Source organism: Mesorhizobium sp. dw_380, from assembly GCF_018588885.1.
Classification (GTDB): Bacteria; Pseudomonadota; Alphaproteobacteria; order Rhizobiales; family Rhizobiaceae; genus Mesorhizobium.
This window is the reverse complement of sequence record NZ_JAFFIW010000009.1, coordinates 31,103-44,658: the sequence shown is the minus strand read 5'-3', so window position 1 is coordinate 44,658 and position 13,556 is coordinate 31,103. Positions and strand designations below refer to the sequence as shown.

Genomic DNA, 13,556 nt, shown 5'->3' with positions numbered 1-13,556 from the left:
TGTCTCAGACCTCGCGCACGTCTGCTGACAACAAATGCTTGATTTTATGCCGGCGTCGACCGCGACAAGAATGACCTCTTTCCGATATCACTATGCCCTCCCCACGCAGGGGGAGGGTAATGCGCTCAGACCTTGGCGAGCGCCTGTTCGAGGTCGGCGACGATGTCGGTGACATCCTCGATGCCGATGGAAAGCCGCACCGTGTCCGGACCGGCGCCCGCCTTGACCTTCTGCTCGTCGGAAAGCTGGCGGTGCGTCGTCGAGGCCGGGTGGATGACCAGCGATTTGGTGTCGCCGACATTGGCCAGATGCGAGAACAGTTCGAGCGCCTCGACGAATTTGACGCCGGCCTCATAGCCGCCCTTGAGGCCGAAGGTGAACACGGCGCCGGCGCCGAGCGGCGAGTATTTCTTCTGCAGCGCATTGTTCTTGTCGCTGGGAAGCCCGGGGTAGTTCACCCAGGCGATCTTGGGGTGGTTGGACAGCCAGCCGGCGACCGTGATTGCATTGTCGCAGTGGCGCTGCATGCGCAGTGGCAAGGTTTCGAGCCCGGTCAGGATGAGGAAGGCGTTGAAAGGCGAGATCGCCGGGCCGAGATCGCGCAGGCCGAGCACGCGCGCGGCGATGGCGAAGGCGAAATTGCCGAAGGTTTCGTGCAGGACAATGCCGCCATATTCGGGGCGCGGTTCCGACAGCATCGGATACTTGCCCGATTTCGACCAGTCGAAGGTGCCGCCATCGACGATGACGCCGCCGATCGAATTGCCGTGGCCGCCGATGAACTTGGTGAGCGAGTGGACGACAATGTCGGCCCCGTGCTCGATCGGCCGGATCAAATAGGGTGAAGCCAGCGTGTTGTCGACGATCAGCGGCAGGCCGTGCTTGCGCGCGATCTCGCCGAGCTTTTCGATGTCGACGAAGGTGCCGCCCGGATTGGCAAGGCTCTCGATGAAGATCGCCTTGGTCCTGTCGTCTATCTGGCTCTCGAAGGTCGAAATGTCGTTGGTGTCGGCCCAGCGCACTTCCCAGCCATAATTCTTGAAGGCATGGCCGAACTGGTTGATCGAGCCGCCATAGAGCTTGTTGGCGGCGACGAAATTGTCGCCCGGCTGCATCAGATTGTGAAACACGATCACCTGCGCGGCGTGACCGGACGCGACGGCCAGGGCAGCCGTGCCGCCTTCAAGCGCGGCGACGCGCTCTTCGAGCACGGCCTGGGTCGGGTTCATGATGCGGGTGTAGATGTTGCCGAAGGCCTTCAGGCCGAACAGCGAGGCGGCGTGATCGGCATCGTCGAAGACGAAGGAGGTGGTCTGGTAGATCGGCGTGGCGCGCGCGCCGGTGGCCGGATCCGGCTTGGCGCCGGCATGGACGGCGAGCGTGTTGAAACCGGGCGAACGGGTCACTGAAACCTCCCTCAAGAACTTCTCAAAAATCGCCGGGCATTCTTGGCGAAGCCCGGGCTGGAATGCAAAGAAGAAAATACCCTTCGAGGTGGGACCTTCGACCAAGCTGCAGGAAAATGCGGCGTTTGCCGGAATAATTTTGCGCTTTAGCCCATCGCCTATTTCTGGCGCACGCCAAAACTCTGAAAGCCCTGGCGCATCAGCGGCTTCTTCGACGACAGGACGCCGGAATTGACGCCGGTCCAGCCGATCTCGCCGGAGAGCTTGCCGTACTCGATCTTGGGGCAGCGGTTCATCACCACCTTGATGCCGGCGGCCTCGGCGCGCGCGGCCGCCTCGTCATGGCGCACGCCAAGCTGCATCCAGATGACTTTGGGCAAGGGGTCGAGCCGCATCACGTCGTCGACGATGCCCGGCACCGCGGTCGCCGCACGAAAGATGTCGACCATGTCGATCGCTTCGGGAACATCGGCTAGCTTGGCATAGGTCATGCGGCCGAGGATTTCCTTGCCTGCCTGGCCAGGATTGATCGGGGTCACCGAGAACCCTTTGGCCAGCAGGTATTTCAGCACGAAATAGCTCGGTCGCACATCGTTGGCGGACGCGCCGACAATGGCGATGGTCTTCACCGAATTGAGGATGCCGGCGATGTAGGTGTTGTCGTAGCTATCGTGATTCATGCCTCTTCCTCATACAACGCCTCGGTGAGAAAACCATCCGGGTCATTGCTGAAATCGCGCAGCATGCGGAAATGGTCCGTATCGCGAAAATCGGCGGGCTCGAGCCCGAACCGGCTGATGCGGAACAGCCGCGCGCCAGGACAGGCCATCAGCAGCGGCGAATGCGTGGCCATGATCACTTGCGCAGTGCCCGACCGATCCATGCGCCGCAGCATCTTCAGCAGTTCGATCTGGCGCGACGGGGAGAGCGCGCTTTCGGGCTCGTCGAGGATATAGATGCCCTGCCGGCGGCAGCGCTCCTCGAAGAAGCGGATGAATCCCTCGCCATGCGACCAGGACAGGAAATCGGGCGGCGCCCCGCCGGAATCCAGCGCCGCCTGGTCGAGGTAACGAGCAACGGAGTAGAAGGACTCAGCGCGAAAGAACCAGCCGGCGGTGACTTTCGGCAGCCAATGGCCGCGGAATGTGTCTGCCAACGCGGCGCCACTCTTGTCGATTGCGCTGGAGTGGTCGACCGGCCGGTAGCCCTTGCCGCCGCCGGCTTCGTCGTAGCCCGCCAGCGCGCCGATTGCCTCGAGCAAGGTCGATTTACCGGTGCCGTTCTCGCCGACGATGATGGTGATCGGGGTGGTGAATTCGAGTTCGAATTCGTGGCCGCGAAACAGCGGCAGGTTCCAGGGGTATCTTTCCCAGTCGGCGACGCGCTCGGGATCGAGCAGGATGCGCTTGAGATAGGGTGCCTTGAGCCGTGTCAGCTGCTTGCGGTGGGCCATCAATCGGGCAGCGAAATCGTGCCGTCTTCCGCGATCGGAAAGGCCGGATTGTGCGCCACTTCCCAGACATGTCCGTCGGCATCGGCGAAATAACCGTACCAGCCGCCCCAAAAAGCGCGGCCAGCCGGCTTGACGATGCGGCCGCCGGCTTTTTCCGCCATGGCGAGCACTTCGTCGACTTCGGGATCGGAACGCGTGTTGTAGGCGAGATAGACGGCGGAAGGCGCCTTGGCGAAAGTGATGCCGGAGTCTTCTTCGGCGCTCTTCCGTGGAAACAGGCCAAGAATGGCGCCGCCCATCTGGAAGAAGGCGACGCCATCGGTGATGCCGGCGTGCCGTTTCAAGCCCATCGCCTCGTAAAAGCGCACGGCGCGATCGAGATCGTCGGTCGCGATGGTGATGATGGAGATGCGCGGTTCCATGAATGCGTCTCCCTTACTCGTCCGTCCATTCCGGCTTGCGCTTGCCGATGAAGGCGCCGATGCCCTCCTGCGCGTCGCGCGCCAGCATGTTCTCGACCATGACGCGGCCGGTATAGGCATAAGCGTCCGCCAGTCCCATCTCGGCTTGCGCGTAAAAGGCTTCCTTACCGGTCTTGACCACCAAAGATGATTTGGAAGCAATGGTTTGCGCGTATTTGGTGACGATCTGATTCAGGTATTCGCGCGGCACGACGCGGTTGACCAGGCCGAATTCCTTGGCCGTTGCCGCGTCGATCGTCTCGCCGGTCAAGAGCATCTCCATCGCCTGCTTGCGCGATACGTTGCGCGACAGCGCCACCATCGGCGTCGAGCAGAACAGGCCGATATTGACGCCCGGCGTGCAGAAGGTCGCCTCATGCGAGGCGATCGCCAGATCGCAGCTCGCGACCAATTGAAGGCCCGCTGCTGTCGCCAGGCCGTCGACTTCGGCAATGACAGGCAAGGGATGGCGCACGATTGCCTGCATCAGCGAGGCGCAAGCGGCAAACGTCTCTTCGAAGAAGGCCTTGCCGCGATCGGCGTCGGCGCGCCGTGCGGTCATTTCCTTGAGATCATGGCCGGCGCAGAACACCTTGCCGGCTGCCGACAGCACGATCACACGCACGGCCTTCTCGGCCTTGGCGCGGTCGAGTTCCGCCGTCAGCGCCGCCATCACCGCAAGCGACAGGGCATTGACCGGCGGATTTGCAAGCGTGAGGCGCAGCACGCCCTTGTCCAGCCTGGTCGCGACCGGGCCCTCGACAGCGGCAGGCTTGATGGCAAGGATTTCGGCCATGGATGAGGTCTCCGCGATTCCGGTCGGGCTGACAGAGTATCTAATATCGGATCGGGTTTCATCAACACCGTATCGCTTGCGCCAGAAGGATGAAGGTGTTGCCAGAAACGGCCGGCTGCGCCCATACAGGGCTGGCGTAGAACGAGAGACCGACATGCCCGCCCATACCAACCTCGAGCCGGTGCTGACCGCACGACAAGTGAATGCGTTGATGGAAACGGTGTTTCCGCAGCTCAACGAAAAAGTCTCGGCGTATGAGGCGATCGACGTGTTTCCGGGCGGCTGCACCGTGCGGCTCAATGCCGGCGAACGGCATTTGCGTCCCGGCGGCACCGTGTCAGGCCCTGCCCTGTTCACGCTGGCCGACATTGGCGGCTATGTCTGTGTGCTCAGCCATGCCGGGCCGGATGCACTCTCGGTTACCACTAATCTCAACATCAACTTCGTCCGCAAGGCCGGGGCAGGACCAATCGATGGCCACTGCCGCATCCTGAAGCTTGGAAAGACCCTGATGGTGTTCGACATCGACATCGTCGCCGGTCCGGACGGACACACGATCGCGCACGCCACCGGGACCTATTCGATCCCGCCGAAGCGCAACGGCGATGTGGTAAAATGATACCTTTTATCTAACGAATTGTTTTTACAAGCTTTTCGGTGACGCAAGACTTTTCAATCACCTTGACGCGCCCCTCGCCCTCGCCTATAAGCCCTCACGAAGCAGCGGCCCGCAAAGGCCGCCGTTTTGTTATTGGCGGCGGGCAAGTGCTTTTCGCCAATCCAAGCAACAAGAAACGCCTTCCCTCGTGAAGGTCAGAACCGAGAGCAGAAAACATGACAACCTTTTCGCAGAAGCCTGCGGATGTGGTGAAGAAGTGGATCCTGATCGACGCCGAGGGTCTCGTCGTCGGCCGTCTCGCCACTGTTATCGCCAATCATCTTCGCGGCAAGCACAAGCCGACCTTCACCCCGCATGTCGACGACGGCGATAACGTCATCGTCATCAATGCCGACAAGGTGGTGTTCACCGGCAAGAAGTTCACCGACAAGGTCTATTACTGGCACACCGGCCACCCCGGCGGCATCAAGGAGCGCACCGCGCGCCAGCTGCTCGAGGGCCGTTTCCCCGAGCGTGTCGTCGAGAAGGCCGTTGAGCGCATGGTGCCGCGTGGCCCGCTCGGCCGTCGCCAGATGAAGAACCTGCGCGTCTATGCAGGTGCCGAGCATCCGCATGTCGCCCAGCAGCCAGAAGTCCTCGACGTGGCCAAGCTGAATTCCAAGAACAAGAAGGTCGCATAAGATGGCTGAGCTTTCCTCGCTCGCAGAACTGGGCGCCGCCACCGGCAACACCAATACGCAGGCCGCGGCACCCGTCCACGTCCAGAAGCTCGACAAGTCGGGCCGCGCCTATGCCACCGGCAAGCGCAAGAACGCCATCGCGCGCGTCTGGGTGAAGCCGGGTTCCGGCAAGATCGTCGTCAACGACAAGGAATTCGCGACCTATTTCGCGCGTCCGGTGCTGCAGATGATCCTCAACCAGCCGATCATCGCCTCCAACCGTTCGGGTCAGTACGACATCGTCGCCACTGTCGTCGGCGGCGGCCTCTCCGGCCAGGCCGGTGCCGTTCGTCACGGCATCTCCAAGGCGCTGACCTACTACGAGCCGTCGCTGCGCGCCGTGCTCAAGAAGGGTGGCTTCCTGACCCGCGACAGCCGCGTCGTCGAGCGCAAGAAGTACGGCAAGGCGAAAGCCCGCCGCAGCTTCCAGTTCTCGAAGCGCTAAAGAGCGCTTCGGGCCAAGTTCTCGAAGCGCTAAGCGCACCGCAGTTTTGGACAATCGAAAAGGCCGCCTCCGGGCGGCCTTTTTTTGCGGCTCGGCAGTCACCCCACCCGCGCCTACGGCGCGACCTCCCCATCAAGGGGAGGTAGAAGAGCGCGTGTTTTTTTCACCGGCCAATGCAGTGTCGGAACGGTCGGGATTCGTGACCAACCAAAACCTGGCGCCCTACCTCCCCTCGATGGGGAGGTCGGCGCGTAGCGCCGGGTGGGGTGATGGCGCCAGTGTCGGATTTCCTGGTTTTTTCCTAGTTGATGCTGGCGGTGCTGGCGGCCTCAACCGGCCGTACCTCATCGGAATAAGGCACTCGAAAACCGTTCGCCGCCAGCCAGCCGATTGCCGCCTTCGGCTCGTCGGTCTGGATGATGGTGGCGCCGCGGTCAGCCCAAAAACCCCAGGCTTCGCGCGGCAGGCTGGCCTGGACCGCCAGTTCGTCGCCACGGCCGCCGGCCAGGAAGCCTCCCGGCTTGTTGACTATGGCATAGGTGTCGGCCCAGATGTGCCAGTTGCCCCGCACCGCGGCCGCGCGCATGCGCGTGGTGAACAGCGGTCCGCCGGTTTCGGTCAGCGTCTCGGCGCCCGCTCGCCAGTTGATCAGTTCGATCGCGCGCGGCGAGAAAGCGTGGTCGACCGTCTCGGCGAAACCGGCATCATGCACCGCGTCATCAGCAATGATCGGCATGAACTGGACGCCACCGCCGATCGTGGCCATCGCGGCCCTGACCGTCGCAATCCGGTTCTGGTTCCAGAGGTTGTCCTTGACGATGACCTGATCGGCCATGCCGAGATCGCGCGCCACCGCGATCATGCCCGGGAGGTCGCCGACGTCGAGCTTGTTGTCGAGATTGATGAGGATCCTGTCCCGGGTCGCCAGCAGCATCTCGCGCAACGTCGAGACCTTCTCGTCGGTGACGGCGCGTGTGCCCTCGATCACCAGCCGGCACGTCTTCAGTTCGGCCAGAGTGTATTTCACCACCTCGCCCTTGCAGGTTGTGGTGCGGTCGAGCCAACTGTCGTGCATGACGACGAACTCGCCGTCCTTCGAGCGCCTGATATCGACCTCGACGATCTCCGCGCCCATGGCGATCGAGCCTTCGACGGCTGCCAGCGAATTTTCCGCATAGAGCGTCTTGCCGGCCTGCATGCTGCCGGCGCGATGCGCGGCCACCATGACGTGGTCACGCCACTGGTTGGCATGCTCGAAGCGGTCGAGGATCTGCCTTGCGCGGCTTTCGCCGGCCAGGGCGTGGCCTGAAGCGGCCGCAAGTGCCGCGGAAAGCAGAAGGCTCAGCCATGGGGTCCGCATCGAGAATCGCTCCTTGCCGGATCGAAATCGGCATAGGCGAAGCCCGTGACATCCAAGTGAACGAAGCCGGCTAGCGGACATCCTGTTTGAGCATGATCTTTTCCGAAAACCGGCTTCCACTTTTCGGGATCATGCTCGCGATATCTGGCGTCAGACGCGTTTCGCGAGGCGGCGGAACCAGGCCATTGCAGGCATTTCGACAAGGCGCCAGGTGATCCACGACACGGCGATGGTGGCGGCGAGCATGACGACGATCGCCACAGTCCCGGTCCCGCCGGCGCCGAAGCCGGTCGCGGGCTGGCCGCGCAGCATGATCTCGCCGATCAGGCCGAGGCCGAGCTTTCGCTCGACGAGCCCGGCAACATTGATCAGGCGCGCCTGGACGAAAATGTGGACCATGTAGATCGAGTAGGACAGCGCACCGAGCGTCAGCATGAACGGCGCCCGCAGCAAGGCGGAAATCCAGCCGCCTTCGTGGGCGAACAGGAACAGCGCCAGCGCGAACATCAGGGGTGCCGCGATGCCGAAATCATTGTCGCCAGCCAGCGAGACGAAAACGACGATGACGGCCACCATGACGATTTCGGCAAGAGCCCAGCTCATCCGCGGGCCGCTCCCGGCAAGGACCTGTCGCGCCGCTGCAATGGAATCATGCTGAAACCAGGCAAGCAGGGCGCCGAGCGAGAAGCCGTAGAGGCAGCGGATGAAGCCGAAATCGTAGGACACATCCATGTGATGCGTTGAGAAGCCGAGCAGGAACAGCGGTGCGGTGACGGCGGCGGCGACAAACCAAACCCAGGCGCGCGCGCCGGCGACGAATACCACGCCCGCGAACAGGAGATAGGCGAAGAACTCCGCCGAAATGCTCCAGCTTGGTGCGTTCCAGGTCAGTCGATCCTCGAAGCCGACACCTTGCAGCAGCAAAAGATTGGCGAGCAGGCTTTTGAGATCGAAACCGCCGGTGAAGGGTGCGGCGCCGGTGCCGTGCAGTTGCGGCAGCACCAGCCGCAGCAGTTCGAAACCCGCGAAGGCGGCAAGCATGAAGATATGCAGCGGATAGATGCGGCCGAAACGCACCAGCGCGAAGCGGGCGACCTGTGCAGGCTGGCTCAGCCGGTTGGCGTAGCCGCTGGCGATAACGAAACCGGAAAGGACGAAGAAGAAGTCGACGAAAAGATAGGACGAACCGATGAAGCTGCTCTGCGAGATCGCCGATGCGGTCGGGAAATGAAACAGCGCCACCAGCAGGGCGCAGATGCCGCGCCACGAATCGAGAACCTGGAAGCGCTCGCCGGCGATCGTGCCGGTGTGGGTCGACATCACGGCATGGGACGGATTAAGAAACGCGGTCTGCGTCATGATGATACAAATCCTGTCTTGCCGTGGCACCCGGGCGGCGCCGTTTCGTATCCCCAAGCTGTGACTGGCATCTTCCATGCCGGTTCTGTAGTTGTTGCACCCCGATGAAAACGAGGACCAGTAATGGCGACCAAGACCATCGACCATGCCTTCACCGCCCGCTCCAAAACGGGCGGCGCTCTTGAGCCGACCTATTCCGGCGCGCTGTCGTTCATGCGGCGCAAATACACCAAGGACGTGAAGGGCGCGGACGCGGTGGTGTGGGGCATTCCCTTCGACGCCGCCGTCACCAACCGGCCCGGCGCTCGTTTCGGGCCGCAGGCGATTCGCCGCGCCTCGGCGATCCTCGACAACGACCCGCAATACCCGTTCTCGCGCGATCTGTTCGAGCATCTCGCCGTGGTCGATTACGGCGACTGCCTGCTCGACTCCGGCAACCATCAGAAGACGCCTGCAACGATCGAGCGCGAAGCGGCCAAGATCCTGAAGTCGGGCGCCTTTCTGCTGACGCTCGGCGGCGATCATTTCGTCACCTGGCCGCTGCTCAAGGCGCACGCCGCCATCCATGGGCCGCTCGCCCTGGTGCAGTTCGACGCGCATCAGGATACGTGGGAGGATGACGGCAAGCGCATCGACCACGGATCCTTCGTCGGTCGCGCGGTCAAGGAAGGCATCATCGATCCCGACCGGTCGATCCAGATCGGCATCCGCACCCATGCGCCCGATACGTTCGGCATCAAGATCCTCCATGGCCACGAAATCGAGGAGATGCGTGCGTCCGACATCGCCTACGCCATCGTCGACCGTACCGGCGGCAGGAAGACCTACCTCACCTTCGACATCGACTGCCTCGACCCGGCCTATGCGCCCGGAACCGGCACGCCGGTTGCCGGGGGTCCGTCCTCGGCGAAAATCCTGTCGACGCTGCGTCAGCTCAACCAGGTCGATATTGTCGGTGCCGATGTGGTGGAGGTTGCGCCGGCCTATGATCACGCCGATATAACGGCGATCGCCGGCTCGATGGTGGCCATGCAGTATCTCGGCTTGCTGGCGGAGCGGAAGGCCCGGCTTGAAGAGCTGAGCAACGGCAATCACAACGGTGCCGCTGTGAATCAGGGTAACGGTATATAGTCTTGAGATGTCAGGGAATTTGATCGGGTCATGAAACCAAAAATCTTCATCGACGGCGAGCACGGCACCACCGGCCTCCAGATCCGGGCGCTGCTTGCCGAGCGTGGCGACCTGGAGATCATTTCCATTCCCGCCGAGCGCCGCAAGGAGACGGCGGCGCGCGCAGAATTCCTCAATGCCGCCGACATCGCGATCCTGTGCCTTCCGGACGATGCGGCGAAGGAGAGCGTTTCGCTGATCGTCAATGACACCACCAAGGTCATCGATGCGTCGACCGCGCATCGCGTGGCCGAAGGCTGGGCATATGGCTTCGCCGAAATGGACAAGAATCAGGCGAAGACGATCGCCTCGGCCAAGCGCATCGCCAATCCCGGCTGCTGGCCGCAGGGACCGATCGCAACGCTGCGGCCGCTGGTCAACGCCGGCCTGCTGCCGGCCGATTTCCCGATCACCGTCAACGGCATTTCGGGCTATTCGGGCGGCGGCCGCCCGATGATCGAAGACTATGTCGCCAAGGGCGAAAACGCTTCGGAGTTCCTGCCCTATGGCCTGACCCTGCAGCACAAGCACGTGCCGGAGCTGAGAGCCTATGCGAAGCTGTCGCATGATCCGATCATGCAGCCGGCGGTCGGCAATTTCGCCCAGGGCATGATCACCGTGGTGCCGCTGCAGCTCGGCGGGCTCAACCATGTGCCGACGGGTGCGGAGCTTCATGCCGCCATTGCCGACCATTTCGCGGCGATCAAGGGCGGCGTGGTCGAAGTGGCGCCCTATGCGCATCTGGAGCGCATGCCGGAGATCGATCCGGAAATCTACAACGGCACCAACCGTATGAAGGTCTATGTTTTCGCCAACGACAAACGCGCGCAGGCGCTGCTGCTGGCGGTCTACGACAATCTCGGCAAGGGCGCCTCGGGTGCCGCCGTCCAGAACATGGACCTGATGCTCGGGCTTTGATGGACGCACCAGCCTTCCCGGCGCGTTGGAAGGTCAGCGCACCCGAGCTTATGGCAGAAACCTTTTCGAGCCGCATCTGGAAGGTGCGGCGCGAAGACGGCTCACCGGCCGTCGTGAAGGCGCTGAAGCCGTTCGACGATGTCGCCGATGAGTTGCGTGGCGAACATTTCCTTGCCTGGCGGCGCGGCGAAGGCGCGGTGCGCCTGCTTGGCCGCGACGGCCACAGCATGCTGCTGGAATATGCCGGCGAAACCCTGCTGTCGGAAGTTCTCGACCAGAAGGGCGACAACGCCGCAACCGCAATCACGGCGGATGTGATGGCGAAACAGTTTTCGCCGTCGAAGCACCCTTCCCGCCCGAGCTTCAGCCGCTCAGGGAGCGGTTCGCCAGCCTGTTCAAGAAAGCCGCGACCGATCGCGACGCCGGCCAGGACAGCCTCTATGTCGGGGCCGGCGCAATCGCCGAACGGCTGCTGTCCAACCCGCACGACATCAGGCCGCTGCATGGCGACCTGCACCACGAAAACATCCTGCGCGGACCGCGCGGCTGGCTGGTGATCGATCCGAAGGGCGTGCTCGGCGATCCCGGCTTCGACGCCGCCAACATGTTCTACAACCCGCTCGACCGCGACGCGCTTTGCCTCGATCCCCTGCGCATCGCGCATATGGCCGAAGTTTTCGCCGTCACGCTGGGACAGTCACCGGCAGCGATATTGGACCATGCCATCGCCTATGGCTGCCTGTCCGCGGCCTGGCATCATGAGGACGAAAACGCAGTCGAGGAGAACCGCGAACTGGCGATTGCCAAGGCGGTCCGGGCGGTGCGGGCGAGTTTCTGACTCCGGAACAGCTGAAGTAACCGCTTCTTCACCATGATCGGCTACTGAGATGTTCGGTCTCCCTTCAGGGATATGTCATGGTCAGCGCGATCTCGGGTTCCTCCCAGGCAACTCAGTATTCCTCGTCCAGTTCCTCGAGCAATGCAGCCCAGGAGGCCGCGCTCGAAAAGCAGATCCAGGACCTGGAAGACCAGGCCATGGCGATCACGGATGAGGTCAAGGCCGCCCAGGTGCGGCAGGATATCGCCACGGCCCAGGCCAAGCTTGACGCGCTCAGAGCCGCCGACGCCGACAAGGCGGCCGCTCAGAGCCAATCAACGCCGTCCGCCGCCGCCTTGCGTCAGGCGGAGTTCGACGGCGAGAAGACCACGCAATCAAACGAATTCTGGATGTGACGGGCCGATAGAGCAGTTCACCGTTTTACGGAAACAGCGAACCGCTCTAATTCCTTGTTTTGGCGCAATTCCCAAGGGAAAGCCGCTTTTCCCGGGAAAACCGCTTCACAATTCTCCTGGAATTGATCTAGGCTCCGGGTCAGCTTCCGAGTGCGATCTGGTGCGGCAAGGGATAAGCCCCCTTGGTGCCACGCCAATGCGCGGCGGCAAAACCCAATACGATCAAAGCAAATGCCTGATGTGTCAGCGCCATGTGCAGCGGCACATGCATCAGCAGCGTGCCGATGCCGATCGAGGCCTGCACCAGCACCAGCAGAAACAACAGCGTCGCGCGGCGCGCATGGGTTGAGCCGGGCAGCCGCCGACGCGTGGCGATCATGTGCCAGAGCGCGACGGCGAAGACCGTATAAGCGCCGAGCCGGTGGACGAACTGCACCGTTTTCGGACTTTCGAAGAAGTTGCGCCATGCCGGTTCGAGGATCAGGAGATCACCGGGGATGATCTTGCCGTCCATCAACGGCCAGGTGTTGTAGCTCAGGCCGGCGTCGAGGCCGGCGACCAGACCACCGAGATAGATCTGGATCAGCGCCAGAAGCACGATGAAGCCGGCCAGGCGCTGCGTCGAACGATCGGCCGCGGGCTCGGAATGCGGCGCCAGCCCGCGCGCCACGACCATGGTGGCGGTGAAGATCAACGCCGCCAGCGTCAGGTGGGTCGCCAGCCTGTACTGGCTCACCGACACACGGTCGACCAGGCCGGAGGCCACCATCCACCAGCCGATGGCGCCCTGCAGGCCGCCGAGGAGTAGAATTCCCACCAGTTTCTGCCCCAGGCCGCGCTCGATGCGGCGTGTCGCCCAGAAGAACAAAAGCGGCAAGGCAAAGACCACGCCGACGCTGCGCGCCAGGATGCGGTGCGCCCATTCCCACCAGAAGATCGACTTGAACGCCTCGATGCTCATGCCATTGTTGAGCTCGGTGTATTGCGGGATCTGCTGATAGCGCTGGAATTCCTCTTGCCACTCGGCGTCGTTGAGCGGCGGGATGACACCATGGATCGGCTGCCATTGCGTGATCGACAGGCCGGATTCGGTGAGCCGCGTGGCACCGCCCACCAACACTAGCGCAAACAGCACCAGAAGCACGACATAGAGCCAGCCGCGCAGCAGCGCGCGGTTGTGCAGGTCGCGGTCGCGGGCCACGTACGGCGCGGCGGCTGATATGGCAGCCATGATCTTGTCCTGGCAGGTTGAAGTCGCGGATTGGTGGACCATCGCACAAGTGCTGGCAAGACCATGCGGCGCGGCACGCCGTCGCGCCTGATGTCGCGGGTTGCGCGTGCCCTGCGTTCGGCCTAAGCGAGTGCAATCAACGAGGCCGAGCCATGCCCATTCGCCTGAAAAAGCTGATCGGAATGTTCCTGCTGGTGGCGCTGGTCATCATCTATGCGCTGGTCGCATCGATCTTCGCGGTCGCCCGGCTGTCGGAATCGAGCGCGTTGGTGCAATTCCTGTTCTTCCTGCTGAGCGGCCTGGTGTGGGTGTTGCCGGCGATGGGCATCATCAAATGGCTGATGCTGGAGCCACGCGCCAAGCGGTGAGTCTTGGCCGGGCCAGAC

General features: G+C 62.8%; 15 protein-coding genes and 1 pseudogene. 8 read left to right on the top strand and 8 right to left on the bottom strand.

Translation table 11 applies throughout. The annotated features are described in order from the left end of the window. Positions 1-125: 125 nt before the first annotated feature. The 5 genes from JT360_RS11500 to JT360_RS11480 form a co-directional block, all read right to left on the bottom strand. Positions 126-1,406 carry an O-acetylhomoserine aminocarboxypropyltransferase gene (locus JT360_RS11500; RefSeq protein ID WP_214471740.1) on the bottom strand — a complete coding sequence of 427 codons (1,281 nt, stop codon included), beginning with the start codon at positions 1,404-1,406 and terminating at the stop codon, positions 126-128. Between the two features lie 158 nt (positions 1,407-1,564). Further along, positions 1,565-2,086 (bottom strand): CoA-binding protein, encoded by a 522-nt coding sequence (locus tag JT360_RS11495; protein ID WP_214471739.1) that lies wholly within the window; start codon positions 2,084-2,086, stop codon positions 1,565-1,567. Further along, the gene (locus JT360_RS11490; RefSeq protein ID WP_214471738.1) at positions 2,083-2,859 is read right to left on the bottom strand and encodes an AAA family ATPase; all 777 of its coding nucleotides are present in this window, start codon (positions 2,857-2,859) and stop codon (positions 2,083-2,085) included. Before JT360_RS11490 ends, JT360_RS11495 begins: the two co-directional genes overlap by 4 nt. Then, on the bottom strand, positions 2,859-3,281 hold the full coding sequence (locus tag JT360_RS11485) for a VOC family protein (RefSeq protein WP_214471737.1): 423 nt from the start codon (positions 3,279-3,281) through the stop codon (positions 2,859-2,861). Before JT360_RS11485 ends, JT360_RS11490 begins: the two co-directional genes overlap by 1 nt. A gap of 13 nt (positions 3,282-3,294) precedes the next feature. Continuing rightward, entirely contained in the window at positions 3,295-4,116 is an 822-nt protein-coding gene (locus tag JT360_RS11480; protein WP_214471736.1) for an enoyl-CoA hydratase, read from the bottom strand. Positions 4,117-4,270: 154 nt separating this feature from the next. Here JT360_RS11480 and JT360_RS11475 point away from each other — a divergent pair, with 154 nt between their 5' ends. The 3 genes from JT360_RS11475 to rpsI all read left to right on the top strand — a co-directional run bounded on the left by JT360_RS11475 (position 4,271) and on the right by rpsI (position 5,899). Next, positions 4,271-4,735: a PaaI family thioesterase gene (locus JT360_RS11475; protein WP_214471735.1), complete on the top strand. Its 465-nt coding sequence runs from the start codon at positions 4,271-4,273 to the stop codon at positions 4,733-4,735. A gap of 215 nt (positions 4,736-4,950) precedes the next feature. Beyond that, positions 4,951-5,415, top strand: a complete 465-nt coding sequence (gene rplM, locus JT360_RS11470; protein WP_010915638.1) for a 50S ribosomal protein L13 — start codon at positions 4,951-4,953, stop codon at positions 5,413-5,415. A 1-nt stretch (position 5,416) separates the two neighbouring features. Continuing rightward, complete coding sequence (gene rpsI, locus JT360_RS11465) at positions 5,417-5,899, top strand: 30S ribosomal protein S9 (protein WP_214471734.1); 483 nt, start codon at positions 5,417-5,419, stop codon at positions 5,897-5,899. Positions 5,900-6,200: 301 nt separating this feature from the next. On the opposite strand, the gene JT360_RS11460 is transcribed toward rpsI, so the two are convergent. Both JT360_RS11460 and JT360_RS11455 read right to left on the bottom strand, forming a co-directional pair. After that, on the bottom strand, positions 6,201-7,259 hold the full coding sequence (locus tag JT360_RS11460) for a glycerophosphodiester phosphodiesterase family protein (protein WP_214471733.1): 1,059 nt from the start codon (positions 7,257-7,259) through the stop codon (positions 6,201-6,203). 150 nt (positions 7,260-7,409) lie between these two features. Then, positions 7,410-8,618, bottom strand: a complete 1,209-nt coding sequence (locus tag JT360_RS11455) for an acyltransferase family protein (RefSeq protein WP_214471732.1) — start codon at positions 8,616-8,618, stop codon at positions 7,410-7,412. 123 nt (positions 8,619-8,741) lie between these two features. On the opposite strand from JT360_RS11455, the gene speB reads away from it, so the two are divergent. The 4 genes and pseudogenes from speB (at position 8,742) to JT360_RS11435 (ending at position 11,939) form a co-directional block, all read left to right on the top strand. Then, entirely contained in the window at positions 8,742-9,749 is a 1,008-nt protein-coding gene (gene speB / locus JT360_RS11450) for an agmatinase (RefSeq protein ID WP_214471731.1), read from the top strand. A gap of 30 nt (positions 9,750-9,779) precedes the next feature. Continuing rightward, entirely contained in the window at positions 9,780-10,706 is a 927-nt protein-coding gene (gene argC / locus JT360_RS11445; protein WP_214471730.1) for an N-acetyl-gamma-glutamyl-phosphate reductase, read from the top strand. Further along, positions 10,706-11,544, top strand: a pseudogene (locus tag JT360_RS11440) (aminoglycoside phosphotransferase family protein). Before argC ends, JT360_RS11440 begins: the two are co-directional and overlap by 1 nt. Positions 11,545-11,621: 77 nt before the next feature. Further along, positions 11,622-11,939, top strand: coding sequence for a hypothetical protein (locus tag JT360_RS11435; RefSeq protein ID WP_214471729.1), 318 nt, complete (start codon positions 11,622-11,624; stop codon positions 11,937-11,939). 139 nt (positions 11,940-12,078) lie between these two features. Here the strand turns inward: JT360_RS11435 and JT360_RS11430 are convergent, their stop codons facing one another. Then, complete coding sequence (locus tag JT360_RS11430; RefSeq protein ID WP_214471728.1) at positions 12,079-13,170, bottom strand: COX15/CtaA family protein; 1,092 nt, start codon at positions 13,168-13,170, stop codon at positions 12,079-12,081. 152 nt (positions 13,171-13,322) lie between these two features. Between JT360_RS11430 and JT360_RS11425 the strand changes: the two genes are divergently transcribed. Continuing rightward, positions 13,323-13,538: a DUF2842 domain-containing protein gene (locus tag JT360_RS11425; RefSeq protein ID WP_214471727.1), complete on the top strand. Its 216-nt coding sequence runs from the start codon at positions 13,323-13,325 to the stop codon at positions 13,536-13,538. Positions 13,539-13,556 lie beyond the last annotated feature (18 nt).

What these genes read in the sequence shown, in the direction of transcription:
- JT360_RS11495 (WP_214471739.1), bottom strand. Translation starts at nt 2,086, where the DNA reads ATGAATCACGATAGCTACGACAACACCTACATCGCCGGCATCCTCAAT.
- JT360_RS11490 (WP_214471738.1), bottom strand. Translation starts at nt 2,859, where the DNA reads ATGGCCCACCGCAAGCAGCTGACACGGCTCAAGGCACCCTATCTCAAG.
- JT360_RS11485 (WP_214471737.1), bottom strand. Translation starts at nt 3,281, where the DNA reads ATGGAACCGCGCATCTCCATCATCACCATCGCGACCGACGATCTCGAT.
- JT360_RS11480 (WP_214471736.1), bottom strand. Translation starts at nt 4,116, where the DNA reads ATGGCCGAAATCCTTGCCATCAAGCCTGCCGCTGTCGAGGGCCCGGTC.
- JT360_RS11475 (WP_214471735.1), top strand. Translation starts at nt 4,271, where the DNA reads ATGCCCGCCCATACCAACCTCGAGCCGGTGCTGACCGCACGACAAGTG.
- rplM (WP_010915638.1), top strand. Translation starts at nt 4,951, where the DNA reads ATGACAACCTTTTCGCAGAAGCCTGCGGATGTGGTGAAGAAGTGGATC.
- rpsI (WP_214471734.1), top strand. Translation starts at nt 5,417, where the DNA reads ATGGCTGAGCTTTCCTCGCTCGCAGAACTGGGCGCCGCCACCGGCAAC.
- JT360_RS11460 (WP_214471733.1), bottom strand. Translation starts at nt 7,259, where the DNA reads ATGCGGACCCCATGGCTGAGCCTTCTGCTTTCCGCGGCACTTGCGGCC.
- JT360_RS11455 (WP_214471732.1), bottom strand. Translation starts at nt 8,618, where the DNA reads ATGACGCAGACCGCGTTTCTTAATCCGTCCCATGCCGTGATGTCGACC.
- speB (WP_214471731.1), top strand. Translation starts at nt 8,742, where the DNA reads ATGGCGACCAAGACCATCGACCATGCCTTCACCGCCCGCTCCAAAACG.
- argC (WP_214471730.1), top strand. Translation starts at nt 9,780, where the DNA reads ATGAAACCAAAAATCTTCATCGACGGCGAGCACGGCACCACCGGCCTC.
- JT360_RS11435 (WP_214471729.1), top strand. Translation starts at nt 11,622, where the DNA reads ATGGTCAGCGCGATCTCGGGTTCCTCCCAGGCAACTCAGTATTCCTCG.
- JT360_RS11430 (WP_214471728.1), bottom strand. Translation starts at nt 13,170, where the DNA reads ATGGCTGCCATATCAGCCGCCGCGCCGTACGTGGCCCGCGACCGCGAC.
- JT360_RS11425 (WP_214471727.1), top strand. Translation starts at nt 13,323, where the DNA reads ATGCCCATTCGCCTGAAAAAGCTGATCGGAATGTTCCTGCTGGTGGCG.